Origin of the sequence: Natronomonas gomsonensis, from assembly GCF_024300825.1 — an archaeon.
Classification (GTDB): domain Archaea; phylum Halobacteriota; class Halobacteria; order Halobacteriales; family Haloarculaceae; genus Natronomonas; species Natronomonas gomsonensis.
Genome location: NZ_CP101323.1, coordinates 1,962,771 through 1,987,217 on the forward strand (window position 1 = coordinate 1,962,771; position 24,447 = coordinate 1,987,217).

The 24,447-nt window shown below is 65.4% G+C and carries 24 protein-coding genes and 1 pseudogene; 18 read left to right on the forward strand and 7 right to left on the reverse strand.

What is annotated here, in order from left to right:
* Positions 1 to 12: 12 nt before the first annotated feature.
* Both NMP98_RS10580 and NMP98_RS10585 read right to left on the reverse strand, forming a co-directional pair.
* A complete protein-coding gene (locus NMP98_RS10580; RefSeq protein WP_254857534.1) occupies positions 13 to 1,662 on the reverse strand; it encodes a thiamine pyrophosphate-binding protein in 1,650 nt (549 codons plus the stop codon).
* Between the two features lie 108 nt (positions 1,663 to 1,770).
* Positions 1,771 to 2,646: an SDR family oxidoreductase gene (locus NMP98_RS10585; protein ID WP_254857535.1), complete on the reverse strand. Its 876-nt coding sequence runs from the start codon at positions 2,644 to 2,646 to the stop codon at positions 1,771 to 1,773.
* Between the two features lie 134 nt (positions 2,647 to 2,780).
* Here NMP98_RS10585 and NMP98_RS10590 point away from each other — a divergent pair, with 134 nt between their 5' ends.
* Positions 2,781 to 4,145 carry a CapA family protein gene (locus NMP98_RS10590; RefSeq protein WP_254857536.1) on the forward strand — a complete coding sequence of 455 codons (1,365 nt, stop codon included), beginning with the start codon at positions 2,781 to 2,783 and terminating at the stop codon, positions 4,143 to 4,145.
* A gap of 69 nt (positions 4,146 to 4,214) precedes the next feature.
* Here the strand turns inward: NMP98_RS10590 and NMP98_RS10595 are convergent, their stop codons facing one another.
* Together NMP98_RS10595 and NMP98_RS10600 are read right to left on the reverse strand one after the other, a co-directional pair.
* On the reverse strand, positions 4,215 to 4,796 hold the full coding sequence (locus tag NMP98_RS10595; RefSeq protein WP_254857537.1) for a DsrE/DsrF/DrsH-like family protein: 582 nt from the start codon (positions 4,794 to 4,796) through the stop codon (positions 4,215 to 4,217).
* Position 4,797: 1 nt separating this feature from the next.
* Positions 4,798 to 5,043, reverse strand: a complete 246-nt coding sequence (locus NMP98_RS10600) for a sulfurtransferase TusA family protein (protein ID WP_254857538.1) — start codon at positions 5,041 to 5,043, stop codon at positions 4,798 to 4,800.
* 254 nt (positions 5,044 to 5,297) lie between these two features.
* On the opposite strand from NMP98_RS10600, the gene NMP98_RS10605 reads away from it, so the two are divergent.
* From NMP98_RS10605 to NMP98_RS10625, 5 genes are all read left to right on the forward strand, one after another.
* Positions 5,298 to 6,491: an MBL fold metallo-hydrolase gene (locus NMP98_RS10605; protein ID WP_254861312.1), complete on the forward strand. Its 1,194-nt coding sequence runs from the start codon at positions 5,298 to 5,300 to the stop codon at positions 6,489 to 6,491.
* A gap of 8 nt (positions 6,492 to 6,499) precedes the next feature.
* Positions 6,500 to 7,057 (forward strand): YeeE/YedE family protein, encoded by a 558-nt coding sequence (locus NMP98_RS10610; protein ID WP_254857539.1) that lies wholly within the window; start codon positions 6,500 to 6,502, stop codon positions 7,055 to 7,057.
* Positions 7,057 to 7,515, forward strand: coding sequence for a YeeE/YedE family protein (locus NMP98_RS10615; RefSeq protein ID WP_254857540.1), 459 nt, complete (start codon positions 7,057 to 7,059; stop codon positions 7,513 to 7,515). Before NMP98_RS10610 ends, NMP98_RS10615 begins: the two co-directional genes overlap by 1 nt.
* A 30-nt stretch (positions 7,516 to 7,545) precedes the next feature.
* Positions 7,546 to 8,730 carry an inorganic phosphate transporter gene (locus NMP98_RS10620; RefSeq protein ID WP_254857541.1) on the forward strand — a complete coding sequence of 395 codons (1,185 nt, stop codon included), beginning with the start codon at positions 7,546 to 7,548 and terminating at the stop codon, positions 8,728 to 8,730.
* Positions 8,731 to 8,831: 101 nt separating this feature from the next.
* Complete coding sequence (locus tag NMP98_RS10625; RefSeq protein WP_254857542.1) at positions 8,832 to 9,236, forward strand: helix-turn-helix domain-containing protein; 405 nt, start codon at positions 8,832 to 8,834, stop codon at positions 9,234 to 9,236.
* A gap of 53 nt (positions 9,237 to 9,289) precedes the next feature.
* On the opposite strand, the gene NMP98_RS10630 is transcribed toward NMP98_RS10625, so the two are convergent.
* The gene (locus NMP98_RS10630) at positions 9,290 to 9,493 is read right to left on the reverse strand and encodes a hypothetical protein (protein ID WP_254857543.1); all 204 of its coding nucleotides are present in this window, start codon (positions 9,491 to 9,493) and stop codon (positions 9,290 to 9,292) included.
* A 100-nt stretch (positions 9,494 to 9,593) separates the two neighbouring features.
* On the opposite strand from NMP98_RS10630, the gene trxA reads away from it, so the two are divergent.
* Together trxA and pyk are read left to right on the forward strand one after the other, a co-directional pair.
* Entirely contained in the window at positions 9,594 to 9,950 is a 357-nt protein-coding gene (trxA, locus tag NMP98_RS10635; protein WP_254857544.1) for a thioredoxin, read from the forward strand.
* A gap of 43 nt (positions 9,951 to 9,993) precedes the next feature.
* Complete coding sequence (gene pyk / locus NMP98_RS10640; RefSeq protein ID WP_254857545.1) at positions 9,994 to 11,769, forward strand: pyruvate kinase; 1,776 nt, start codon at positions 9,994 to 9,996, stop codon at positions 11,767 to 11,769.
* Positions 11,770 to 11,801: 32 nt separating this feature from the next.
* Here pyk and NMP98_RS10645 read toward each other — a convergent pair whose 3' ends face one another.
* Entirely contained in the window at positions 11,802 to 12,419 is a 618-nt protein-coding gene (locus NMP98_RS10645; RefSeq protein ID WP_254857546.1) for a class I SAM-dependent methyltransferase, read from the reverse strand.
* 101 nt (positions 12,420 to 12,520) lie between these two features.
* Here NMP98_RS10645 and NMP98_RS10650 point away from each other — a divergent pair, with 101 nt between their 5' ends.
* The 10 genes and pseudogenes from NMP98_RS10650 to NMP98_RS10695 all read left to right on the forward strand — a co-directional run bounded on the left by NMP98_RS10650 (position 12,521) and on the right by NMP98_RS10695 (position 22,401).
* Complete coding sequence (locus tag NMP98_RS10650) at positions 12,521 to 13,231, forward strand: helix-turn-helix domain-containing protein (protein ID WP_254857547.1); 711 nt, start codon at positions 12,521 to 12,523, stop codon at positions 13,229 to 13,231.
* Positions 13,232 to 13,369: 138 nt separating this feature from the next.
* Positions 13,370 to 14,326, forward strand: a complete 957-nt coding sequence (lipP1, locus tag NMP98_RS10655; protein WP_254857548.1) for a LipP1 family hormone-sensitive lipase — start codon at positions 13,370 to 13,372, stop codon at positions 14,324 to 14,326.
* An 83-nt stretch (positions 14,327 to 14,409) separates the two neighbouring features.
* Positions 14,410 to 15,785: pseudogene (locus NMP98_RS10660) on the forward strand (ABC transporter substrate-binding protein).
* A gap of 3 nt (positions 15,786 to 15,788) precedes the next feature.
* Positions 15,789 to 16,604: an ABC transporter ATP-binding protein gene (locus NMP98_RS10665; RefSeq protein WP_367997229.1), complete on the forward strand. Its 816-nt coding sequence runs from the start codon at positions 15,789 to 15,791 to the stop codon at positions 16,602 to 16,604.
* Positions 16,601 to 17,299 (forward strand): ABC transporter ATP-binding protein, encoded by a 699-nt coding sequence (locus NMP98_RS10670; RefSeq protein WP_254857549.1) that lies wholly within the window; start codon positions 16,601 to 16,603, stop codon positions 17,297 to 17,299. Before NMP98_RS10665 ends, NMP98_RS10670 begins: the two co-directional genes overlap by 4 nt.
* On the forward strand, positions 17,296 to 18,288 hold the full coding sequence (locus NMP98_RS10675) for a branched-chain amino acid ABC transporter permease (protein WP_254857550.1): 993 nt from the start codon (positions 17,296 to 17,298) through the stop codon (positions 18,286 to 18,288). The genes NMP98_RS10670 and NMP98_RS10675 overlap by 4 nt, the downstream gene beginning before the upstream one ends.
* 127 nt (positions 18,289 to 18,415) lie before the next feature.
* A complete protein-coding gene (locus NMP98_RS10680) occupies positions 18,416 to 19,609 on the forward strand; it encodes a branched-chain amino acid ABC transporter permease (RefSeq protein WP_367997230.1) in 1,194 nt (397 codons plus the stop codon).
* 107 nt (positions 19,610 to 19,716) lie between these two features.
* Complete coding sequence (locus tag NMP98_RS10685; protein ID WP_254857551.1) at positions 19,717 to 20,469, forward strand: bacteriorhodopsin; 753 nt, start codon at positions 19,717 to 19,719, stop codon at positions 20,467 to 20,469.
* A 118-nt stretch (positions 20,470 to 20,587) separates the two neighbouring features.
* A complete protein-coding gene (locus NMP98_RS10690; RefSeq protein ID WP_254857552.1) occupies positions 20,588 to 21,382 on the forward strand; it encodes a lycopene cyclase domain-containing protein in 795 nt (264 codons plus the stop codon).
* Complete coding sequence (locus NMP98_RS10695) at positions 21,373 to 22,401, forward strand: Brp/Blh family beta-carotene 15,15'-dioxygenase (protein ID WP_254857553.1); 1,029 nt, start codon at positions 21,373 to 21,375, stop codon at positions 22,399 to 22,401. The genes NMP98_RS10690 and NMP98_RS10695 overlap by 10 nt, the downstream gene beginning before the upstream one ends.
* Before the next feature lie 2 nt (positions 22,402 to 22,403).
* On the opposite strand, the gene NMP98_RS10700 is transcribed toward NMP98_RS10695, so the two are convergent.
* Positions 22,404 to 24,407, reverse strand: a complete 2,004-nt coding sequence (locus NMP98_RS10700) for a bacterio-opsin activator domain-containing protein (protein ID WP_254857554.1) — start codon at positions 24,405 to 24,407, stop codon at positions 22,404 to 22,406.
* Positions 24,408 to 24,447: the final 40 nt, after the last annotated feature.

The following is a 24,447-nucleotide window of genomic DNA, read 5'->3' on the forward strand; positions in this document are numbered from 1 at the left end:
CCCACAGCCTCGCTACACCAGTATCGGCGGAACCGCAAAGGGATCTACCTGCACGTCAAGTAGCGTCGGTTCGTCGCTCTCGATGGCGTCGGGGAGCGTTTCGGTGAGTTCGTCGGGCGTCTCGACGGTTTCGCCGCGGCAGCCGAAGCCGCGGGCGATGGCGGCGTAGTCGACGCCCTCGTGGAAGTCCGTCGAGAGCTGGAAGTTGTCGGTGCCGATTTGGCTGGCCTTCGAGGAGCCGAGCCCGTCGTTGTTCAAGATGACAACGGTCAGTGGCAGGTCCTCGCGAGCGGCCGTCTCGAGGTCAGCGATGTGGTAGCCGATGCCACCGTCGCCGGAGAGGGCGACGACGGGTGTGTCGGGACGGGCGAGTTGGACGCCGATTGCCTGCGGGAGACAGACGTTGATACCGTCGCTGCCGCGGGCCTGTAGGTATCCGAGGCCGTGCTGTTCGACCTCGTAGAACGCCCCCGAGAAGAACCCCGAGTAGCTGGTGGCGCTGACGAGGATTCCCTCGGCCGGAATCGACTCGTTCAGTTCGTCGACGACGCGGGCGGGTGCGACCGGTTCGGCGTCGCTCCGGAGGTCGCTCTCGTGGGAGGCCCGCCACTCGGTGCGGTCGGCGTCCAGCGACTCGATGCGGTCGGCGCGGTCGGCGTAGTCGTCGGGAGCGACACAGTCGTTCAGCGCCCGAAGCGTCGTCCGAACGTCGGCCTGTATCGCCACGTCTGCGGCGTAGTTCTTCCCCAGCCACGCCCGGTCCAAATCGACGTGGACGATTTCGGCCTCGTCGGAAATCAGCGACCACCCGACGGTGGTGAGGTCGCTGAACCGCGTCCCCAATCCGACGACGAGGTCGGCGGCTTCGAGGGCGTCGTTTGCGGTCGCACAGAACCCCCACCGTCCCACCACACCGAGCGCATAGGGTTCGGTCTCGTCGACGGCGCCCTTGCCGTTTATCGACGTGACGACGGGCGTGTTCGTCCGTTCGGCGAACTCGGCCAGCGCCTCGCTGGCGTCGGCACGGACCACGCCCTCCCCGGCGAGGACGACCGGCGCCTCGGCGGCTTCGAGACGGTCCAGCGTCGCCGCGACCCGTTCGGGGTTCGGCGCGGGACGGTCGGCCGGATACGACGCGTCGACTGCGGCCGGCGAGTAGTCGATTTCTTCCTCGAACACGTCACCGGGGAGGTTGACGTGGGCGGGTTTCGGCACGCCGGTGGTCATCTGCCGGAGCGACGACTCGACGGCTTCGACGGCGCGGTCGCCGGATTCGGCGTCGAAGGTCACCTCGGCGTGCGGGCCGAGTATCGCCTCGTTGTCGCCGTCCTGTATCACCTCGCGGCCGCGGATGTCGCGTTCGTTGTCGCCGGTGAGTGCGAGGACGGGACTGGAGGCGCCGTCGGCCTCACAGAGGCCCGCGCTCATGTAGGCGGCGCCAGGGCCGCCGACGCCGTCGACGACGCCGACCGTCCGGTTGGCCCGGGCGTACCCGTCGGCCATCAGCGCCGCGCTCGCCTCGCTACGGCCCAAGACGTGTCGCAGCGAGGAGTCCGCGAGACTCGAATAGTAGGGGTCCATCTGCTCGCAGGGGAAGCCGAACACCGTGTCGACGCCGCCCGCTTCGAACAATTCCACGATTTCGTCTGTTGTGCCTGTCATCGTCCTCCCGACCCGAAAGAGTCGGAAAGACCGTTACGGCCGGCGGTGAAAAGTGTACTCCCGTTAATCGACGGTCAACGAGGGGGTCGGCCGACTCGCCGACGCCGTTCACTCGTAGGTGGTGGTGTAGCCGCCGTCGAGCAGCAGGTCGCCGCCGTTGAGGTGTCTGGCGTGCGAGGAGAAGCCGAACACGAAGAGGTTCGCCACCTCGATGGGCATCATCAACTCCTTCGTCCGGGCCTGCCCGAGCATCACGTCCTCGATGACTTCCTCCTCGGAGATGCCCCGTTCCTCGGCAGTGTCGGCTATCTGGTTGGCCATCAGCGGCGTCAACACGTAGCCGACGCTAACCGAAAAGCCCCGCAGCGTGCCCTCGCCCTCGGCGGCGATGGAGCGCGTGAGCCCGTTGAGCCCGTGTTTCGCGGTGATGTAGGTCGCCTTATCGCGAGTCGCATACTGGCCGTGGACCGACGACATGTTGGCGATTGCGCCGACGCCGTCGTCGGTTTCTCTGATGTGCGGCATGACGTGTTTCGACAGCAGGAACGGCGCCCGCAACATCACGTCCATCATGCGGTCGTACTCCTCGGTCGGGAACTCGGGGATGGAGGCGATGTGTTGCATCCCGGCGATGTTGGCGAGATACCTGATGGTTCCCTCCTCGCTCGCGGCGTCGACGGCAGCCTCGATATCGTCGCTATCGGTCAAATCGCACTGAGTGGCGACCATCCGGCCGTCGGCGTCGAGGGATTCGACCGTCTCGATGGTTCCGTCGAGGCCGTCTTCGTCGACGTCGAGGCCGACGACCGTCAGGCCGTTGACCGCGAGTGCGATGGCTGTCGCCCGGCCGATGCCCGATGCGGCGCCGGTCACGAGGGCGACGGTGTCGCTCGAAAAGCGGTCGTCGTCGAGTTTGAGTACCCGGTCTTCGGTAATCGGTGGGGGCGAGAGCTGGTCGTCGTCGGGAGACGATTCTGAAGCCATACCACGACATCGTCAACGAAGCGGTATGGATTCCAAGGTTTACATTCGAACCGTCACCGGACCGCGGAGCAACCACACGAGTAGATGAGCTCTGAGTCAGCAGAACTCAAGTGAAACCTGGGAGATTACCAGCCATGGCGTCTGACTCGTTTACGTTTGCTGCTACGGGAGACGCAATTCTCGCTAACTCAGTATCTACTCTCGAAAGTGAGAGAGATGGATTTGGCGCCCTTCTCGACGTTCTCCGTGCCGCCGATGCTGCGGTGACGCAGGTCGAACCAGTCTTGGTGACCGAAGGTACACCCCACGCCTCGCTCCGACAGGAAACCGACCAGTACCAGTATCTCGCACCGTTTCCGGGAGCCATCATGGGTTCCGACCCCTCTATTCTCGACGAACTGGTCAACATGGGAGTGAACCTATTCACGGCAGCCTCGAATCACGCCCTCGATTTCGGAGCGACGGGGGTTCGGAGCACGCTCTCTGCGATGCATACGCGAGACGTACCCTTCGCAGGTATCGGGCGAGACTTGACAGAGGCACGGTCTCCAGCGTATTTGGACACGGAAGCGGGGCGCGTGGGGCTCCTCAATGCGACGACAAGTGTTCCCCCTGGTGGAGAGGCGGGCGTTTCCACGTCTAGGTTCGATGGCGAGTGTGGAGTCAATCCGCTCCACGTGGAGTGGACGTATCGGATGCTGCCCGAGCATCTTGACCAACTTCAGACGATTGCTGACCGGACCGGAATCGACCAAATCAAAGGAGAGTGGCTTCGGCGCGAAAACCCCGACTGGCGAACGGACGACGCGTACTACTTCATGCAGATGCGGTGTGCTCCGGCAACGGAGCAACAGCCACCCGGCATATATCACTCCGTTCACGAGCGAGACCGTGAGGCACTCCTCGGTGGAATCGGTGATGCGGATGCCGCCGCCGATTGGGTAATTGTAGCTCTGCACGTCCACCAGGCTAGAGATGGGAACCGCAACACGAGTGAAACGCCCAAATTCCTCCAGCGAGTCGCCCACGAGTGTGTCGAGACAGGTGCCGATGCAGTCGTCGTGACGGGACCACACGCCCTCCGTGGAGTCGAACTCCACCAAGAGCGGCCGATTTTCTATTCGCTCGGGAACTTCTTCTTTCAAGAGGAGGCGATCCATCGGATCCCGGAATCCATCGACCAACCCGTCGAATCCACCGTACCAAATGTTCGTGGGTCGTCTGCTGGCCAAGAGACGGCTTCGACGGTCGCCCACGACGCGGACAACTGGATGTCGTTCGTCCCACGGTGTGAGTTTGCAGCGAATGGGACCCTTACTGACGTAACGCTCTATCCGTGTACCCTACAGCCACGTGCGCCCGTTCCACAGCGCGGAACGCCGACTCTCGCCACCGGCCAAGCGGCACGCGATATTCTCAGAACCGTCGCTGAGCGCTCTGCGGCGTTCGGTACGACCATTCGTATCGAAGATGAGACCGGTACGATTACTCTCGCGTGAGTCTCTCGTTCGACTTCCTAAACTGATTCGCTGTCTAGGGTAGAACTCGTTCAGATACCGGGGACGTCGTTAGACCAGCAGTTGGATGTCCGACTCCGCCATGTGCTGGAGAGCGGTGGCGGCGCCGACGCCGACGGTCACGTCGTCGTAGAAGTCGTCCTCGTCGTACTCCATCAGTTCGATGGTCATCTGACAGGCCTGCAGTTCGACGCCCTGGTCTATCGAGAGCTCGATGAGCTCTTCGATGGTGGCGGTGCCGTTGTCGGAGATGCGCTTTTCCATCATCTTCGTCGCCATGCTGTCCATCCCCGGGAGCGCCGCGAGGGCGTTCGGCATCGGCATGCTCGGGTTGCCGACAGCGGAGAGTTTCAGGTCCTTGGACTTCTCCTCGTGGAGGATGTCCAGTCCCCAGAACGTGTGGAAGACGACGACGTCCCAGCCGAAGGCGGCGGCCGTCGACGCGAGGATGAGCGGCGGGTACGCCATGTCGAAGGTCCCCTGCGTGGCGACGATGGTCATCTTCTTGGTGTCGTCTGCGGTGTCGGTTTCCAGCGTGGCGACTTTGTCCTCCAGTTCCTCGATGCGGGCCTGGAGCTCCGCTTCGGTCAACGGCTCGCTGTCGGCCGACGACGCGGGCGTGTCAGTACTCATTTTACGCGGTCTTCTCGACGTAGTGTTTGTACACGTCGCCGTCCTCGACCTGTTCGAGGAGTTCGACGCCGTCGGTTCCTGTTGCCCAGCCATCGAGGTCGCTCATGCTGCCGGAGTCGGTCGCCAGCACTTCCAGCACCTCGCCCTCGGCGAGGTCGTCGATAGCTTGCTTCGTCTTCACGACCGGCATGGGACACGATGCACCTTTCACGTCGAGCGTCTGTGAGATGTCGAATTCTGCACTCATTGTTGTTTCTTCACTCCGTGTTCTGTATTGGAGCTATCGCACAATATAGGAGCCAGGGATAAAAGAATATCGTTTCTTGCACTATCCTCAAACAACCGTCCGCCACACAGCTACTCGATTAATCATCGCATATGCGCGCTTACGCACCTATTTCCGATGTGATTTCGGAGTCCACCCAGCTACTGTATTGTGCCATATATGAACTACTATGCAAACTCTTTAGTACGTCCACCCAGTAAGGAAGCATGTACGACATGAACGCCGAAGACTTCCCGACCCCGGACGAACCGGTCGACTCGATTACCCCCGAAACGCTGAAGGGGCGAATCGACTCCGGCGAGGACATCACTATCCTCGACGCTCGCATGGAAGCCGATTACGACGAATGGCACATCGACGACGACAACGTCACCACCATCAACGTCCCCTACTTCGAGTTCCTCGATGAGGAAATCGACGAGGACATCCTCGAAGCGATTCCCGATGACCGCGAAGTGACCGTCCTCTGTGCGAAGGGCGGCGCAAGCGAGTTCGTCGCGGGCACTCTCGCCGAACGCGGCTACGAGGTCAACCACCTCGAAGACGGCATGAACGGCTGGGCTCGCATCTACGAGGCCGTCGAAGTCACCGACTACGACGGCGCCGGCACGCTCCTGCAGTACCAGCGGCCCTCCTCGGGCTGTCTCGGGTACTTCCTCTACGACGACGGCGAAGCCGCCGTCATCGACCCGCTGCGTGCCTTCACCGACCGCTACCTCGAAGACGCCGACGAACTGGGCGTCGACCTGCAGTACGCCTTCGACACCCACATCCACGCCGACCACATCTCCGGACTGCGCGACCTCGACGCCGAGGGCGTCGAAGGCGTCATCCCGGAGGCCGCGGTCGCACGGGGCGTCACCTACGCCGACGAACTGACGACCACCGAAGACGGCGACACCTTCGAAGTCGGCGACGCCACCATCGAGACCGTCTTCACACCCGGCCACACGACGGGCATGACCTCGTATCTCGTCGACGACTCGCTTCTGGCCACCGGCGACGGCCTCTTCATCGAGAGCGTCGCCCGCCCCGACCTCGAAGAGGGCGACGACGGCGCGCCCGAAGCCGCACGCATGCTGTACGAGTCGCTTCAAGAGCGCGTCCTCACCCTGCCCGACGACACGCTAATCGGTGGCGCTCACTTCAGCGACGCCGCCGAACCGGCCGACGACGGCACCTACACTGCCCCCGTCGGCGACCTCGTCGAGGAGATGGATGCGCTCACCATGGACGAAGACGACTTCGTCGAACTCATCCTCTCGGATATGCCGCCGCGTCCGGCCAACTACGAGGACATCATCGCGACGAACCTCGGACAGAACACCGTCGACGACGAGGAAGCGTTCACCCTCGAACTCGGGCCGAACAACTGCGCCGCGAGCCAGGAATCCCTCGCGGGTGACTAACACCGCCGATGGTGACTGACCTACTCGTACTCCAATCGGCCGCCGAGCTGTTCCCCAACGGGGTCAGTCGCTACGCCGTCGGTGGGCTGCTGGTCGGTCTCGGAGCGGTCGTAATTTATCTCGGGACGGGCATTCCAGCCGGTGCGAGCACGTTCCTCGAATCGACGCTCTCGTACGTCTCGGACCAATCGCGGTTCCAGCAGTACGTCGCCTCCCGGGATTGGCGCGTCGTGTTCACGGTCGGTATCATCCTCGGAGCGGCGCTGTTCGCGGCGACGGTCCAATCCGGCGTCATCACGACGTCGCTGTACGAGCCCGGTACCACCGGCCAACTGTATGAAGTCGCCGGCGTGACACTGTGGTTGACCGACGTACAGCCCTGGCGGCTGTTCTTCGGTGGCATCCTGGTCGGCATCGGTACCCGAGTCGGCAAAGGGTGTACGTCCGGCCACGGCGTCTGCGGCGTCGGTTCGGCGTCGAAGACGTCCATCGTCGGCGTGGTGACGTTCATCTTAGTCGCCATCGGGACGGCACAACTCGTCGCGGCGCTGGGGGTGAGCCCGTAATGGCGGACCGACATCCGCTGTTCAAGCCGCTGATACTCGTCGGCGGCCTGATATTCGGGTTCGGGCTCGGCTTCAGCCACATGGCGCGACCGGAGGTCGTGTTGAACTTCCTCCAGTTCGAGGACCTCGGACTGGTGTTCGTCATGTTCGGCGCGGCCATCGTCAGCGGCATCGCCTTCGCGGTGATGCCACGAATCCGGGACACTGCACCGCTGACCGGTGACCGCTACGAGCGACGCCTGAAGCCCTTCGACAAGAACGTCGTCATCGGCGGCGCCATCTTCGGCGTCGGCTGGGGGCTGTCAGGTATCTGTCCCGGTGCCGCCTACGCCAGCCTCGGCGTCGGCAACGTGACCATTCTGTGGGCGCTGGCCGGCATGTTCGTCGGCGCGTACGCACAGGGCGTCTGGCGGAGTCGAACGACTGACGCCGCCGCTACGGCCCCGGCCGACGACTGACACCCCGTTTCGGATTCGTTTCTACACTACATGGAATCCTCCATCATTATCCTCTTCGTCGTCGCCGGCTTCGCGAGTCTGTTCATGGCGTGGGTCATCGGCGCCGGCTCCAGCGGTGCGACCCCCTTCGCGCCGGCGGTCGGCGCGAACGTCATCACGACGATGCGAGCCGCGTTCGTCGTCGGCATCTTCGGCTTCGCCGGCGCCGTGACACAGGGAGCGAACGTCTCCGAGGCCGTCGGTCGCGGCCTCATCGGCGGCATCACCCTGCCCGCGACGGCCGTCATCGTCGTGTTGTTCATCGGTGCCGGACTGATGGCCATCGGTATCAAGACTGGCTACCCCATCGCGACGGCCTTTACCGTCACGGGGTCGGTCATCGGCGTCGGCTTCGCCCTTGGCGGGACGCCGGTGTGGCCGAAATACCAGCAAATCGGCGCCGTCTGGCTGCTGACACCCTTCGTCGGCGGCGGGATGGCCTACGGTATCGCGAGCGTACTCCCTAGGTCGGACGTGCCCGAGCGCCTGAGCGTCGCGATGCTCGCGGGCGGTGTCGGTGCCGTCCTCGCCAACGTCGAGTTCGTGCTGCTCGGCCCCGACGGAACGCCCGGGTCGTTGGTCGGTGCCGGACAGCGACTCTCGGGAATCGACCACTGGACCGCACCAATCGTGTTGTCGGTTGCCGTCGCAGTCGCCGTCGCCACGCTCGTTTACGCCGACATCCGGCGGGACGAGGCGGGCGGACTCAGACGTGTGCTGTTGGCGTTCGGGTCGCTCGTGGCCTTCTCGGCGGGTGGCAGTCAGGTCGGCCTCGCGGTCGGTCCCCTGTTGCCGCTGCTCGACGACGTGGGGATGATTTCGCCGTTCGTCGTGTTGGTCGGCGGCGGCGCCGGCATCCTCGTCGGCTCGTGGACCGGTGCGCCGCGGATGATTAAATCGCTCGCACAGGACTACTCCTCGCTGGGGCCGCGACGCTCCATCGCCGCGCTCGTCCCGTCGTTTCTTATCGCCCAACTCGCCGTGCTGTTGGGCGTCCCCATCTCGTTCAACGAAATCGTCGTGAGCGCGATAATCGGCAGCGGCGCGGCGGTCGGCGGGTGGGGCAGCGTCAGCGCTCGGAAAATCCTCCTGACGGTCGGCGCGTGGGTCGCCTCCTTCGGTATCGCCTTCGTCGCAGGCTACGGGGCGATGGCCGCGATAGCGCTTCTGGGGTGACCCACTTCGGAAAACGCCCGCTTGCGACCCATCGAGCACAGGATTGTGTAATATCTACACAAGTCTTTTAACTACGTAGTGCCTACCGACTGACGATACAAATGCCAGATTCGATGTCCGAACAACTCCAGCAGGACATGGAGTGTGAAGGACTCCTCGAGTGTTTCCACGGTCTCAAACAGCTCGACAGGGAGTGCTTTCAGGCACTCGTCGACGCCGCGGAACCGCTCACAGTGGACGAAATCGCCGAAGCGGTCGACCGCGAACGTTCGACCGCCTACCGCTCGGTTCAGCGACTGCTCCAGACCGGTTTCATCCAGAAAGAGCAAGTCAACTACGACCAGGGCGGCTACTACCACGTCTACTTCCCGACGGACTCCGAGAAGATTACCGACGACATGCAGCGAATGTTGAACGACTGGTACGCGAAGATGGGCCAACTCATCCAGGAGTTCGAGAACAAATACGAGGAAGGCGAGATGGCCGTGCCGTCGGCCGAAAGCTAACGCCGAAGGCGTCGTCGGAGCCGTGGAACGCGAGGGGGCGGGGAGAACTCACCCTACTCCGCATACAGCAGTGTCCGTCCACACTCCGGGCAGACGTACGGAACGGGCGTCAGAATCTCGTCGGCGCGAAAACTCCCGAGAAAGCCCTCGTCTGACCCTTCCGAGACAATAGATAGGTCCCCGAGTGCGTCCGTTCCCTGTAGTTCCATCTGTTCGAGCGGTTCCGCACAGTCCGGGCATTGCTTTTCCGTCGACATCTACCCTGGGCCACGCTCGGAAGGGAAATGAGCCTCGCGAAAACAGTATTGTCTGCTTTGTCCAAAACTCTTAATTACTGCCGACTCATACAGGGGAGTGATGACAACCGAAACGACGTCCGACGCCGGGTCGGCCGCGCCGACGGACCCCGTCCACATCGGAAACACGAACGAGCTGAACGACCTCGTAGCCGAGCAGGACGTGGTCCTGACGGACTTCTACGCCGACTGGTGTGGTCCCTGTCAGATGCTCGAACCCGTCGTCGAAACGCTCGCCGCCGAGACCGACGCCGCGGTCGCGAAAGTCGACGTTGACGCGAACCAGCAGTTGGCGGCCGCCTACGGCGTCCGTGGCGTCCCCACGCTCGTCCTCTTTGCCGACGGCGAGCAGGTCGAGGAAATCGTCGGCGTCCAGGGCGAAGACCAACTCCGCTCGCTCATCGAATCATACGCCTAAACCGGCGCCGCACTTTTTCTCCCCTCGAACCGACGAGTGAGGCATGCGGAACGCCAAAATCGTCTGTACGCTCGGCCCGGCGTCGAGCGACCGGGCGACGATTCGGGACCTCGCTGACGCCGGAATGTCGGTCGCGCGGTTGAACGCCAGCCACGGCACCACCGCCGAGCGCGCCACGCGAATCGAGCGGGTGCAATCGGTGGCCGCCGACCGCGAGGACCCGCTTGCGACGATGCTCGACCTCCGCGGCCCGGAAGTCCGGACCGCCGGCATCGACGACCCCATCGAAATAGCGACGGGGTCGGAACTCCGGTTCGCCGAGGGGACGACGGCCACGACGGAGACCGTCGGTCTCAACCACTCCATCGCCGCCGTCGGTTTGGGTGATACAGTACTCCTCGACGACGGCCGCATCGAGGCGACGGTGACCGGAATCGACGGCGAAACCGTCGTCACGACCGTCGATTCGGGCGGGCGACTCGGCGCGAACAAGAGCGTCATCGCGCCGGGCGTCGACTTCGGGCTCGACATCGTCCGGAAGGCCGACCGCAGGGAAATCGAGGTGGCCGCCGAACACGAGGTCGACTTCGTCGCCGCCTCCTTCGTCCGCGACGCCGACGACGTGTACACCGTCGTCGACGCCGTAGACGACGCCGGATGCGGTGACATCGACGTCGTCGCGAAAATCGAACGGGCGGTCACCGTCGAGAACGTCGAGGAGGTCGTCGACGCCGCCGACGGCGTGATGGTCGCCCGCGGTGACCTCGGCGTGGAGTGTCCACTGGAAGCCGTCCCCCTCATCCAGAAGCGAATCGTCCGCCGGTGTATGGAGGCGGGCGTTCCGGTCATCACCGCCACCGAGATGCTCGATTCGATGGTTCACGCCTCGCGGCCAACGCGAGCGGAGGCCTCCGACGTCGCCAACGCGGTGTTGGACGGCACCGACGCCGTGATGCTGTCGGCGGAGACCGCAATCGGTGACCACCCCGTCGAGGTCGTGGAGACGATGGCACGCATCGTCCCGGAAATCGAGGCCAGCGAGGAGTACGACGAGAGCCGCGAGCAGCGGATTCCGACGGCCAGAGCCGGCTCTCGGACCGAGGCGCTGGCGCGGTCGGCGCGGTATCTCGCCGCCGACGTCGACGCCTCGGCCATCGTCGCCGTCTCCGAATCCGGCTACACCGTCCGTCGCATCGCCAAGTTCCGACCCGGCGTCCCCATCATCGCGACGACGCCCAACGAGCGCGTCCGCCGACAGCTCGCGGTCTCCTGCGGTGTCGACCCACACTCGGCCCCACCCGCCGCCGATATCGACGAAGTGCTCGAACGCGCCGTCGACACCGCCCTCGACTCCGGCCTCGCCGAGAGCGGCGACACCATCGTCGTCCTCTCGGGGATGATGTCGGAGATGCGCGGGACGAACGCGACGAACACCCTGAAGGTCCACACCGTCACTGAGCCGGTGGCGACGGGGAAGTCAATCGTTAGCGGCCGGGCGGCCGGCCCCGTCGTCCGACTCTCCGACGGCGACCTCGCGGGGATTCCGGCCGACGGCGTCCTCGTCTTACCGGCCGGCTTCGACGCCGAGTTCACCGGCGACGTAGACCGGGTCGCCGCCATCGTCGCCACCGACCCCGAGATGACCGGCTATCCGGCCATCGTCGCCCGCGAACTCGGCGTTCCGATGGTGGCAATCGATTCGGCATCGGAGCGACTGAAGGGAGGCAGAACCGTCACCGTCGACGGCGAACGCGGCGTCGTCTACGACGGCGACGTGATGGGAGAAACGGAGACCCAGTCGGGGTCCCCCCGCGACTAAAACCGTGAGCATCCTCCTTGCTGTGACCGCTCTCAGACGACCCGGAACACCCGAACCGTATCCCGTTTCCCACCCTCGCGCAGTAACTGTGCGAGGCCCAACTCCGAGAACACCGCCTTCCAGTCGCGGTGATACAGCGGAAAGTCGTCGTTGACGTAACTCACCGTCGAACCGTCCCGGCCGCGTTTCGGACTGTTCCCCTCGTTTTCGGCCGTGATGAGCAGGTCGTCGGTGACCCGCATGAGTTCCTCGAACACCCACTCATCGTCCGGGTGGACGTGCTGGAGGGTCTCCACCGAGTAAATCACGTCGAAGGCGCCGTCGGCCATCTCTGGGACGATATCCTCGATTGCGCCGGTGTGGAAGGTGCCACTCTCGGCGAGGGCCGGGTAGTGCTCGACCATGATGTCGAACGATTCGTCGTTGAGGTCGATGCCGGTGAGGTTCTCGTAGCCGGCCTGCCGGAGGTGTTCAAGGTGGCGGCCGGAACTGCAGCCGATTTCCAAGACGGCGGCGTTCTCGGAAACGTAGTGCTCGAACACCTCACGGAGCGTTTCGCTGACCTCGTTGGGGCCGATTTGTGCGTAGTACTCGGGTGAGAATTCCCCGGAGCGCTCGGCCCAGTTTCGGTGGTTGTCGTCCGGGTCCATAGCGGCACGAGGTGTTCCACGGCTAAAGCCCCCGTGACACGCGGTCGAGAGTCAAAAACCGTGACAAACAGTTATGCCACTGGAGGAGAAACTCCGGGCCGATGATAGACGTCACCATGGAGATGGAGCAGTACGACTGCCCCTTCATCGACACGACCGCGGACCACGAGGTGGCGTTCTCGACGATGCACTGGCAACTCGACGCGGCCCAAGAGGAGTTAGAGACCCGGCTGCTCGTCGACGGGGCCGACCGCGGCGCACTCGACAACGGCCTGGCGGCGCTGCGGGAGCACGACAACATGAACGAGTACCAACTGTTCACCCGGAAGGGCGACAGCGCAGTCATCCGGACGGTCATCGAACAGACCGACGCGATGTCGGTCATCCACGACCGCGGCGGCTACATCACGGGGCCGTTCCGCATCCGCGACGGCCACGAACTGTGGCAGGTCGGCTTCGACGACGGCGGCACCGCCGACGAGACGCTGTACGCACTCGACACCAACAACGACTTCGAGGTCGAACAGCGACGGGACCTCGAACTCGACCGACTGTTCGACGTGCTGGGCAACATCGAACCGGCCGGCGAACTGCTCGACGCCTGCCGGTCGCTTTCGGACGTCGAAGCCGAAACCATCCAGCGGGCCGCCGAGTCGGGCTACTTCGAGACGCCAAGGGATGCCACGCTGTCGACGCTGGCCGATGAGTTCGACGTCTCGACGACCGCGGTCTCGAAGAACATGCGCCGCGGCGAGAAGAAACTCGTCCGCAGCCTCGTCGAGGCGATGGAACACATCGACGGAAAACCCTGAGCGAACGGCAGTTCACATGCCAACCCCCCGTTTTTGATACTCCCGTCTCCTATGGGTGGGTATGTCACAGCTTCAGGACACGCTGACAGGTCTCTCGCCCGCCCGCTACGACGGTAGCACGGTTACAGGGGTGTCGCGATGACCGACCGAGCGGCGGAGTTGGACCCGCAGGTAGCCGAACTGCTCGCCGGGTTCGAGGCGGGCGTCTCGCCGCCGACAGAGACGCTGTCGGTGGCGACCGGGCGGGCGTTGCTGGACGAACTGTTCACCGTCGAGGAGACCGAACCGGTCGACGCCGTCACCGACCTCGAACTCCGAGGGCCCGAGGAGCCGGTTCCGGTCCGCATCTACGAACCGAAACCCGACACCTCGGGAGCGAGGCCGGTGTTGGTGTTCTTCCACGGCGGCGGCTGGAGTCGCGGGTCGCTGGACGCCTACGACGGTCTGTGCCGGCTGTTCGCCAACCGCGCTGACTGTATCGTCGTTTCCGTCGACTACCGCCGGGCGCCGGAACACCCCTTCCCAGCAGGGTTCGAGGACTGTTATGCCGCCACGGAGTGGGCTGCAGAACACGCCGAATCCCTCGGTGGCGACCCCGACCGGGTGGCCGTCGGTGGCGACAGCGCCGGCGGCAACCTCACTGCGGCGGTGACGCTGGCCGCCCGGGACCGCGACGGCCCCGACCTCACCCACCAACTGCTCGTCTACCCCGCCGTCAACCCCCCGTCGGTCCGCTGGTTCGACTCCTACGACGAGAACGCGTCGGGCTACTTCCTCGAAATGAGTGGCGTCGAGGCGTATCTCGAACAGTACCTCACCCGCGAGGCGGATGTCGGCAACGACTACGCCTTCCCGCTCCGTGCGCGTGACCTCTCGGGGCTGCCGCCGGCGACGGTCGTCACCGCCGGATTCGACGTGCTGCGCGACGAGGGGACCGCCTACGCCACCCGACTGGAAACCGCCGACGTCCCTGTCGAACACCACCACTACCCCGCCCAGATTCACGGCTTTCTCAGCCTGTATGAACACATCGACGAGGGACGGCAGGCCATCGACGACGTGACGGCAGCGCTCGAAACCGCTTTCGAGGGCTGAGAGCCCCCGAGTCCGTTCAGCGGGGCGACGGTTGACATGTTAACCTCCCACCTTTTGCCGATATATACCTGTACATTGCTACTATGGCACGTGACCAGACACGGCGGGAGTGGCTCAAGAGCGCTGCGGCGGCCGGAACGCTCGGAACAGCTGCGCTGGCGGGGTGTACCGGCAACGGTGATGGTAACGGCAACGGCAATGGAAACGGCAACGCCGGAGGCGGCGGAACGGTCAAAATCGGCGTCATGCAACCGCTGACGGGCGACGTACAGTACTACGGCCAGCAGTCGCTGTGGGGATTTCTCTCGGGGCTGGCGTACAAACACGACCAGGACCCACTCGACGTCTCCTCGGCGGGTACCCAGACCATCGAAGCCGGCGACGTGACCTACGAGTTGATAATCGAGAACTCGGAGTTCAGCCCCGACCAGGCCCAGACGGTCGCGACCTCCTCGTCCAGGACGAGGAGGTCGACCTCCTGTTCGGGACCGCCTCCTCCGACGCCGCCCGGCGGGTCATCGAGACCGTCGTCCTGCAGGCGAACGTCCCCTTCGTGGCCGGACCGGCCGCCGCGGCCGACGTGACGAGCGACAGCGAACTGTGTAGCGAACTCGTGTTCCGCGCCAGCGAGAACACCGCGATGGACGCCCTCTCCGGCGGCCGCTACGTCGCCCAGGAGACCGACGTCGAGCGGGTGTTCATCATGGCCGCCGACTACTCCTTCGGCCGTGCGGTCGCACGCAACTACGCGAATGTCCTCGAAAACGAGGGCGTCGAGGTCGTCGATCAGCGGTTCGTCCCCCGCGGCCACGACGAGTTCGCCGGCCTCTATCAGAACGCCGTCGACGCCGGCGCCGACGCCGTCGTCGGCGGGTTCACCGTCGTCACGCTGCCGAACTTCCTCGACGAGGGGCTCTCGGGCGACTACGGCCTCCGGATGTTCGGCGGCTTCGCGACCCAGATTTCGACGAACGCCATCGGCGGCGTCGCCCAGCGCGTCCTCGGCGAACCGCTGACCGAAGAGAAGATTCGGGACGCCCAACTCGGGCCGTTCACGACACGGTACCACTGGAACCAGTACGACAACCCCATCAACGACGCCTTCGTCGACAGCTACACCTCGGCGTACGGCGTCGTTCCGGACCTCTTCACCGCCGGCACGTTCACCGCGGCGTCCTCAATCGTCCAGGCCGTCGAGGAAAGCGGGTCGACCAACGGTGCGGACATCGCCGAGGCGATGCGCGGGATGACCGTCACCGACACGCCGAAAGGCGAGGGCGGCTACACCTACCAGGAGTACAACAACCAGGCCCGTTCGGAGATGACCGTCGCCTACCCGGTGCCGAACACCGAGGACAACTGGGACGCGCCCATCATGCCCGGCGAACCGCTGGCACGCATTCCGGCCTCCGAGACGACGCTGAAGCCCGACGACCCCGACATGGGGTGCTCGCTGTAATCGATGGTGCTGCGAACGACCGACCTCACCAAGCGCTTCGGCGGCGTCACCGCCGTCGACGGCGTCGAGTTCGAACTCGGCGCGGAGTGCTGCTCGCTCATCGGCCCCAACGGCGCCGGGAAGACGACGTTCTTCAACCTCCTGACCGGCGTGTTGGAGCCGACGGAAGGCACCGTCGAGTACCGCGGCGGCGACGGCGACGGGTGGACCGACATCACCGACCACGCGCCACACGAGACGGCGCTGTCGGGTATCCACCGCTCCTACCAGATAACGAATATCTTCGCCACCTCGACGGTGCTGGAGAACGTCCGCATCGCCGCCCAGGCAGCCGGTGGCACCGACTCCTTCCGGGCGTGGCGCAACGTCGACGCCTTCCCCGAGTACGAACGGGAGGCCGACCACATCCTCGAACGCGTCGGGCTCGCCGACGAGCGTGAGACGGTCGCCGAGACGCTGAGCCACGGCGAGAAGCGTAACCTCGAACTCGCCATCGCCCTGGCGGGCGACCCGGACGTGTTGCTGCTCGACGAACCGACCGCGGGCGTCTCCAGCGACGGCATCGACGAACTCACCGACCTCATCGACGACATCGCCGCCGACCACGCGGTGTTGCTCGTCGAACACAACATGGACGTGGTGATGGAGGTCTCCGACCGCATCGCCGTACTCAATCAGGGGTCGCTCATCGCCGACGACGACCCCGAGGCCATCCGAGACAGCCAACGCGTCCAGGACGCCTACCTCGGCGGCTACGAACCGGATTCCGCGGCCGCGAGCGACGACGCCGACGACGCCACGGGAGGTGGCCTCGCGTGAGCCTGCTCGAAGTCGACGACATCCACAGCTACTACGGCGAGAGCCACATCCTACAGGGCATCTCGCTGGAGGTCGAACCCGGGGAGTGTGTGGCGTTAATCGGTCGCAACGGCGTCGGCAAGACGACGACGCTTCGGTCGATTCTGCAGTTGACGCCGCCACGAGAAGGGACGGTCCACTATCGTGGCGAGGACGTGACCGGCCGGCCGACCCACGAAGTCGCCCGCATGGGCGTCGGGTGGGTCCCCGAGGAGCGCCGGATGTTCTCGCATCTGACCGTCGACGAGAACATCCGCATCGCGACGCCGCCCGGAAACTCCGTCGAAGCGGCCTTCGAGCGGGCCTACTCCGCGTTTCCGGAACTCGAATCGCATCGCGGACGGGAGGCGGGGGACCTCTCGGGCGGCCAACAGCAGATGGTCGCCATCGCCCGCGGACTGGTCGGCGACAACGACCTGCTGCTCGTCGACGAACCGAGCGAGGGACTCGCCCCGCAAATCGTCGCGGCGGTCGCCGAGGCGCTGAAGACCGTCGCCGAGGAGTCGACGGTACTGCTCGTCGAGCAGAACTTCCCGCTGGCGATGGACGTCGCCGACCGCTTCTACCTGCTCGACCACGGCACGGTCGTCGAGTCGGGGTCGACCGAGAACGTCACGCGCGACGACGAGATGATACGGAGGTACCTCTCGGCATGACCGGCTTCGAACTCACCGCAACGGCGCTTCCGCTGTTTGCCCCCGTCGAAATCACGCTCGACGCGCTGTCGAAGGCCGCCCTCTACATCGTCATCGCCAGCGGCCTCAGCCTCATCTTCGGGCTGATGGGTGTGCTCAACTTCGCCCACGGGTCGCTGACGATGCTCGGGGCGTATCTCGGCGGCGCCGTGATGGTCGCTCTGGTGTCGAGTGCGACGGGGCAGGGGATGCGCCTACTGTTGTTCTTCGTCGCGGTCGCGGTCGTCTTCGCGGCGCTGACGGCCTTCGGCGCCGGCGTCGAACGAGTTCTCATCCGGCCCATTTACGACCGCGAGCCGCTGTTCCAGATTCTGTTGACGTTCGGGCTGGTGTTGGTCCTCGACGAGGCGGCCACCATCGTCGTCCAGTTGGCCGGCTTACAACCCCAAACCGAGTGGCAGGACGCCATCGGGACCGCCCCGGAGTTCCTCGCTGCTCGCTACGACATCATCGGAGCGAGCACCCGCGGGCTGTACCTCTTCGAGGCGCTCGTCGGCCTGCTCGTCGTCACGGCGATATTCCTGTTTCTTACCCGGACGCGCTATGGGCTGTACATCCGCGCCGGCAGCGAGGACCCCGAAATGACACAGGCGCTCGGCATCGACATCCGGCAGGCCTTCACCGTCGTCTTCGGCGTCGGGTCGGGACTCGCCGGATTGGCCGGCGTGATGCTCATGTGGGACCCCCGTTTCGGTGCGAGCGTCCCCCTCGGTGTCGAGACGCTGCTCGTCGGCTTCATCGTCGTCATCATCGGCGGCCTCGGCTCGTTCAAGGGCACCGTCGTCGCCGGCGTCCTCGTCGGCTTCGTCGACGCGGTGATGTCGTGGCTGTTCATCAACTACATCGACTTCCCCGGCCTGCCGGAGTTGGTGATGTTCCTCGTGTTGGTGACCGTGTTGGTCGCCCGTCCACAGGGACTGTTCGGCGTCTCGGAGGTGGGGGGCCATTAGCGACCCCGCTCCTGCCGACGGCGGCGACGGCCCCGTCGAGAGCGCCGACACGGAGGTCGGCTACGGCGAACTGCTGCGGCAGTACCTCGCGACCCACACCGCCCACATCGCCGTCGTCGGCGTGTTGGTGCTGTACCCGTTCATCTACGGCTTCCTGACGAGCATCTCGCTGTCGCTTCTCGGCGTGTCGCTGGGCGAGTTGTTCACCGTCTTCCTGCCGCGCGTTCGGACGATGGTCGTCGTCCTCTACGTCGGCCTCTTCGCGATGAGCTTCGACTTCGTCAGCGGCTACACCGGCTATCTCTCCTTCGGCCACGCGATGTTCTACGGCATCGGCGCGTACTTCGTCGTCCTCGTCGGGACGGGGAAGATACCCGGCTTGCCGGCCGAGACGCCGTTTATGCTCATCATCGTCCTCGCGGGCCTGTTGGCGTTCCTCGCGGCGCTCGCCGTCGGCGCGGTGTCGTTCCGACTCACCGGCGTCTACTTCGCGATGGTGACGCTCGGCTTCGCGGAGGTCGCCCACGTGTTCATCCGCAACTGGAGTTACGTCGGCTCGAACCCCCGGGACGGCGTCGGCGTCGTCGGCCGCGACGGCTTCGCGGTCGGCATCCCCGGCATCGACGCGCTGCAGTTCCGTCTCGGCCGCCTCGCCGGCGATAGCTTCGAGAACGTCCTCGGGACCGGCATCGACCTCGGAGCCGCCGAGGTGTCCTTCTACGCCGTCGGCGCGGTCGTTCTTGTCTGTTACTTCGCGATGCAGCGTATCATCCACTCGCCGTTCGGCCGGGTGATGGTCGCCATCCGCGAGAACGAGGAACGCGCCGAGGCCGTCGGCTACAACACCTTCTGGTACAAACTCGGCGCCTTCGGCATCAGCGGCTTCTTCGCCGCCATCGGCGGCGCGCTGTTCGCCGGCTACCGGCGCTCGGTCGCCCCCGAGAACACCTTCGACCTCTTCGTCACCGCCGACGCCTTGCTTGCGGCCATCATCGGCGGCTTCGGCACCCTCGCCGGGGCGCTGTACGGCCACCTGTTCCACGAGTTCCTGCAGGGCATCTTCACGACGGAGTCGAGCGGACTGGCCCGGTTCCTCCGGGATACGCTCTCGGAGGGTATCCTGTCGGCCGGCGTCGGCGACTTCACCGTTCTGGAGTTCATCAACGTCTTCATCGACGGCCGCGCGGAGCTGTATCTCGGCGTCGTCTTCGTCGCGTTCGTCCTGTTCGTCCCCCGTGGCATCCTCGGCTCGCTACGTGACCGCCTCGGCGGCCCCCTCGCCGAGACGATTCCCGAACGGCTCCGACGCTACCGGCGATAGCGCCCGCCGGGGGCACCCGGCCCGACTTTTTGGAAATAGTTGCCAAATTAACCATACTTGTTTGGTACACTCTTCAACACCCACCGATGCGTAGTTAAACACGGATTATGGCAGACCCAGGCAGCGAAGCACTATGGCTGTGGATAGGCACGGCAGGAATGTTCCTCGGCATGCTGTACTTCATCGCCCGCGGCTGGGGTGAGGAGAACAGACGCCGACAGGAGTTCTACATCGTGACGATATTCATCACCGCCATCGCCTTCGTCAACTACCTGATGATGGCGCTGGGCTTCGGGTTGACGACAGTGACCGTCGCCGGCGAGGAGTTGCCCATCTACTGGGCGCGATACACCGACTGGCTGTTCACGACGCCGTTGCTCCTCATCGACCTCGGACTGCTTGCCGGGGCGAACCGCAACCAGATTGCCACGCTCGTGGGTCTCGACGCGCTGATGATCGGCACGGGCGCGGTGGCGACGCTGTCGACGACCGGCGTGTTGCTCAGCCCCGTCGGTGACCGCCTCATCTGGTGGGGCGTCTCCACCGGCTTCCTGTTGGTGTTGCTGTACTTCCTGTTCGGAACGCTGACCGAGGAGGCAAACCGCCTCTCGGAGGACGCCCAATCGACGTTCAACATCCTCCGGAACCTCATCGTCGTCGTCTGGCTGGTGTATCCGGTGTGGTGGATACTCGGCACCGAAGGCCTCGGCACCATCGGCCTCTACAGCGAGACGGCCGGCTTCATGGTGTTGGACCTCGTCGCGAAGGTCGGCTTCGGTATCATCCTGCTGTCGAGCCGTGAGGTGCTCGACGCCGCGGGCGACCTCGCCGGTTCGACGGCCCAACCCGCCGACGACTGACACGGAACGGTAGCGACGACGAATCCCGGGACCGGCCCGGCATCACCACCGATTCGATGACGAGGACCAACCGACGAACCGACGCGACCGACAGGCGAGCATACGGAGCGGTGCGACCATGAGCGCCCCCACCTACGCGCAGTTCCACTTCGCGTTCCTCCTGCCGGTCGTGGCGGTGCTGTTGGCCGCGGCGACGGTGACCCGCACGCGGACGACCCGGCCGACGGTGTGGTCGGTCGGCCGACCGGTCTACTGGAGCGGCGTCGCCGTCGTCACCCTCGTCGCCGTCATCTACACGACGCCGTGGGACAACTACCTCATCGCCCGCGGCGTCTGGGGCTACGGCGAGGGCCAGACGTTCGTCCACCTCGGCCTCGCGCCGCTCGGAGAGTACGCGTTCTTCCTCCTCCAGCCGATTCTCACCGCGCTGTGGCTCGGCCAGTTGACGCTCCGTCGCGGCTGGCCCGAAGCCGACGCACTCGGACGCGAAGACGGGGAGCGGTGGCTTACTCTCAGCCGTTTCGAGCGTACACCGCGAGTGCTCGGTGGCGTCGCTGCCGTCGCCGTCGGCCTCGTGGGAGCCGTGTTGCTCACGACCGCCGGGACGTTCTATCTCGGCGCCATCCTCGCGTGGGCGGCGCCCGTCCTGTTCATCCAGTGGGTCGTCGGCCTCCCGCAGTTGCTGTATCAGCGCCGCACCGTCGCCCTCGGCGTCGCCGTGCCGACGGTGTATCTCTGGATAATCGACCGCATCGCGCTGGCGACCGGCATCTGGCACATCTCGCCGACCTATACGACCGGCATCGCGCTCTTCGGCCTGCCAATCGAGGAGGCGCTGTTCTTCCTCGTGACGAACCTCTTCGTCGTCCAAGGGCTGGTCCTGTTCCGGTGGGTGGTCGACCGATGGGCGTGACCGTCGACCAACCGACGCCAGCGTTTCGTGCGATGTACGACCGCCTCGCCACTCGCCCGGCGTGGACGATTTGTGCCCTGTTCGTCGTGGGCGCGACGGTCGGACGGCTGCTCGGCGTCACGGTCGGCCCCACCCTCAGATACCTCCCGCTGGCGGCGAGCGTCGTCCTCTTCGGACTCCCCCACGGCGCGGTCGACTACCTCGTTCCGGCGCGAATCGACGACGACCGCTCGCTGCCGTCATCGATGGTCGTCGTCGGTGTTCTCTATGCGGTTGTCGGCGGCGCCTACGCGGTGCTGTGGCTCCTCGAACCGCTGGTCGCCGCGGCGTCGTTCATCGCGATAACGTGGTTCCACTGGGGGCAGGGCGACGTGCACGCGCTGGTCGTCTTCGTCGACGCCGACCACCTCGACTCGACGGGGCTTCGGGCGGCGACCGGGTTCGTCCGCGGCGGCCTCCCGATGTTCGTTCCGCTGTTGGCGTTTCCCGACAGATACCGAACCGTCGTCGACGCGTGGGTCGGACTGTTCGGCTCCGACCTCTCGACGGCGTGGCTGTTCGCCGAGACGACACGCCTCGTCGGCGGAAGCGTCTTCCTCGCGGTCACCGTCGGCGTGTTGCTCGTCGGCTACCGTCGCGGAAGCGGCCGCAGTTGGCGGGTCGACGCCGGCGAGACGGCGCTGCTGTGGCTGTTCTTCCTGACGGTGCCGCCGCTGGTCGCCATCGGCGTCTACTTTTGCGTCTGGCATGCCCTCCGACACGTCATCAGAGTTGTCGCTGTCGACGGCGACTCGGCTGTCGACACCCGAAAACTCCTCGGGCGGTTCGCCCGGGAGGCCACCCCGCTGACCGCGCTGGCGCTCGTCTTCCTCGTCGGCTTCGCGGTATTCGTCCCCGTCACGCCCACCTCGCCGGCGTCGGTCGCCGCAGTGTATCTCGTCTTCATCGCCGTTCTCACCCTTCCGCACGTCGCCGTCGTGACGTGGATGGACCGCCGGGAAGGCGTCTGGTGGACGTAGAACTACCGCTCGAAAAAGGCCTCGATGAGTTTCCGCTCGGCCGCCCGGAGGTGCTGGTGGTACGTCGCCCGTCCGATACCCATCGATTCCGCGAGCGTATCTCCCGTGACCGGACGGTCCCACTCGTAGAAGCCGCTGACGTGGGCTTTCTGCAGCGCCGTCAACTGCCGTTCGGTCAGTCGGTCCTCCACGTCGGCGACGAACGCCTGTCGCGTCGACGGCGGCCGCTCCCGCTCGCGTTGGGCGACGATGTCAGTCTCCGGGTACCGCTCCGAGAGGAGGTCGGCGATGGCCCGGACGTCGCCCTCGCTCGGCAGTTCGAGTTCGATGGTGGCGACGCCGTCGACGACGCCGATTTCGCAGATTCGCACGCCACGTTCGGCCAGCGTCGCCGGCAGGGAGTCGTTGGTGACGGCGAACTCGAACAGCGTCTCCCCGCCGTGTTCGTGTATCACCTCCGCCGACGCGATGTGTGGGTATCGCTCGACGGTATCGAGGATGGCCGCCGCGTCGCCGTCCGACCGGAAGAACATCAGCACGGAGCCGTCCTCGCGGTACACCGAACCGTTGTAGGTGAGCGAACAGCCGGTCCGTTCCGAGAGGTCGACGAAGAACAGCCCCTCGTCGGTGGTTTCGACGTCGAGTTGTCGGACGCTGTCGGTCGCGAGCATGCGGCCGCGCTCCAAGGCGTTCAGCGCCGTCGCCGCCGCCCGACCGATGGCTTCGAGGACGACCCGTTCGTGTTCGTTCAGCGCCGCCTCCTCCGTCGTGTACAGCGACAGGACGCCGTAGGTCGTCTCGCCGTAGACGAGCGGGACGGCGGCGATGCCACGGACCACCTCGGCGTCCATCCACGGCGACTGCTCGGCGATGGCCGTCAGTTCCGCCCGGTCGGTGACGACCTGCAACTCGCCGGTCTCGTAGGCGATGGCTGCCGGAAGGAGGTCCGACGCCGCGAGGTCGACGCCGAGGTCGTCGGTTCGGACCGCCCACTCGCCGGCCGACGCCGTCGCCGCGAGGGTGTCGCTGGAGCGGTCGGGGACACCGATCCACGCGAATTCGTAAGTGTCGACGGCCGCGACGCTGTCACAGACGCCCCGTTCGACCTCGGCGCGTCGCTCCGACCCGACGAGTTCCCGCGTCACGTCCTTGAGAAGGCCGTTGATGCGAGCCAGTAGGTGTTCGAGGTTCCGCCGTTCGCGCTTCAACTCCATCTCGGCTTCCTTGCGCTCGGTGATGTCAGTCTGGAACCCGACGAAGTGCGACACCTCGCCGTCGGCGCCGTGGACCGGTGCGATGTCGACACGGTTCCAGAACGGCTCGCCGTCCTTCCGATAGTTGAGCAACTCGACGGACACCGAAGAGCCCGAATCGACCGCCTCCCGCATCGCGGCGACGGCCTCGGGGTCGGAGTCATCACCCTGCAGGAACCGACAGTTGCGGCCGACGACGCGCTCTTTGGGGTAGCCCGTCAGCCGCTCGAAGGCGTCGTTGATGTACACCATCGGCTCGTCTGGGCGGTCGGCGTCGGCGATGGTGACGCCGACCGGCGCCTCGTCGATGGCCCGCTCCTTCAGTCGGAGTTCCTCGCGCACGCCGAGGTTCTCGATGGGCATGCGAGCGGCGCCGTCGGTCCGGAGCGGCGGCGCCCCCTCCAGTGCCGCACGGAGTCGCTCGAGCAGTCGGCGCTCGGCGTCGGATGTCGTCTTCGGTACGAACTCGTCGACGCCGGCGGCGACCGCTCGGCTGGCGACCGTCTCGTCGTCCGCCACGACGACGACGGGAATTTCGGTGTCGCGTTCCCGAACCGCCTCCAGCACCCCGACCGCGTCGAGGTCCGCATCGTCGACCACCACTACACAGTCGGCCTCGTCGAGTCGAGTCAGCGCCCCGGCCGCATCCGTCGCCGTGAGCACGGCAAACGACCCCTCGCCTTCGATAGCGGCCGTCGGACCGTCGGCGGAACACGACACGGTGAGCACCCGCGCTCCCTGTGTTCCGGTCATGGATACCTCACTGGTTTGGGTAGGGCCGCCGGCAGTATAA

Excerpts from the sequence above, each read along its gene's own strand:
- NMP98_RS10595 (WP_254857537.1), bottom strand. The coding sequence starts at position 4,796 with ATGAGTACTGACACGCCCGCGTCGTCGGCCGACAGCGAGCCGTTGACC.
- lipP1 (WP_254857548.1), top strand. The coding sequence starts at position 13,370 with ATGACCGACCGAGCGGCGGAGTTGGACCCGCAGGTAGCCGAACTGCTC.
- NMP98_RS10600 (WP_254857538.1), bottom strand. The coding sequence starts at position 5,043 with ATGAGTGCAGAATTCGACATCTCACAGACGCTCGACGTGAAAGGTGCA.
- NMP98_RS10605 (WP_254861312.1), top strand. The coding sequence starts at position 5,298 with ATGAACGCCGAAGACTTCCCGACCCCGGACGAACCGGTCGACTCGATT.
- pyk (WP_254857545.1), top strand. The coding sequence starts at position 9,994 with ATGCGGAACGCCAAAATCGTCTGTACGCTCGGCCCGGCGTCGAGCGAC.
- NMP98_RS10610 (WP_254857539.1), top strand. The coding sequence starts at position 6,500 with ATGGTGACTGACCTACTCGTACTCCAATCGGCCGCCGAGCTGTTCCCC.
- NMP98_RS10700 (WP_254857554.1), bottom strand. The coding sequence starts at position 24,407 with ATGACCGGAACACAGGGAGCGCGGGTGCTCACCGTGTCGTGTTCCGCC.
- NMP98_RS10630 (WP_254857543.1), bottom strand. The coding sequence starts at position 9,493 with ATGTCGACGGAAAAGCAATGCCCGGACTGTGCGGAACCGCTCGAACAG.
- trxA (WP_254857544.1), top strand. The coding sequence starts at position 9,594 with ATGACAACCGAAACGACGTCCGACGCCGGGTCGGCCGCGCCGACGGAC.
- NMP98_RS10620 (WP_254857541.1), top strand. The coding sequence starts at position 7,546 with ATGGAATCCTCCATCATTATCCTCTTCGTCGTCGCCGGCTTCGCGAGT.
- NMP98_RS10665 (WP_367997229.1), top strand. The coding sequence starts at position 15,789 with ATGGTGCTGCGAACGACCGACCTCACCAAGCGCTTCGGCGGCGTCACC.
- NMP98_RS10650 (WP_254857547.1), top strand. The coding sequence starts at position 12,521 with ATGATAGACGTCACCATGGAGATGGAGCAGTACGACTGCCCCTTCATC.
- NMP98_RS10685 (WP_254857551.1), top strand. The coding sequence starts at position 19,717 with ATGGCAGACCCAGGCAGCGAAGCACTATGGCTGTGGATAGGCACGGCA.
- NMP98_RS10645 (WP_254857546.1), bottom strand. The coding sequence starts at position 12,419 with ATGGACCCGGACGACAACCACCGAAACTGGGCCGAGCGCTCCGGGGAA.
- NMP98_RS10690 (WP_254857552.1), top strand. The coding sequence starts at position 20,588 with ATGAGCGCCCCCACCTACGCGCAGTTCCACTTCGCGTTCCTCCTGCCG.
- NMP98_RS10625 (WP_254857542.1), top strand. The coding sequence starts at position 8,832 with ATGCCAGATTCGATGTCCGAACAACTCCAGCAGGACATGGAGTGTGAA.
- NMP98_RS10675 (WP_254857550.1), top strand. The coding sequence starts at position 17,296 with ATGACCGGCTTCGAACTCACCGCAACGGCGCTTCCGCTGTTTGCCCCC.
- NMP98_RS10585 (WP_254857535.1), bottom strand. The coding sequence starts at position 2,646 with ATGGCTTCAGAATCGTCTCCCGACGACGACCAGCTCTCGCCCCCACCG.
- NMP98_RS10590 (WP_254857536.1), top strand. The coding sequence starts at position 2,781 with ATGGCGTCTGACTCGTTTACGTTTGCTGCTACGGGAGACGCAATTCTC.
- NMP98_RS10615 (WP_254857540.1), top strand. The coding sequence starts at position 7,057 with ATGGCGGACCGACATCCGCTGTTCAAGCCGCTGATACTCGTCGGCGGC.
- NMP98_RS10580 (WP_254857534.1), bottom strand. The coding sequence starts at position 1,662 with ATGACAGGCACAACAGACGAAATCGTGGAATTGTTCGAAGCGGGCGGC.
- NMP98_RS10695 (WP_254857553.1), top strand. The coding sequence starts at position 21,373 with ATGGGCGTGACCGTCGACCAACCGACGCCAGCGTTTCGTGCGATGTAC.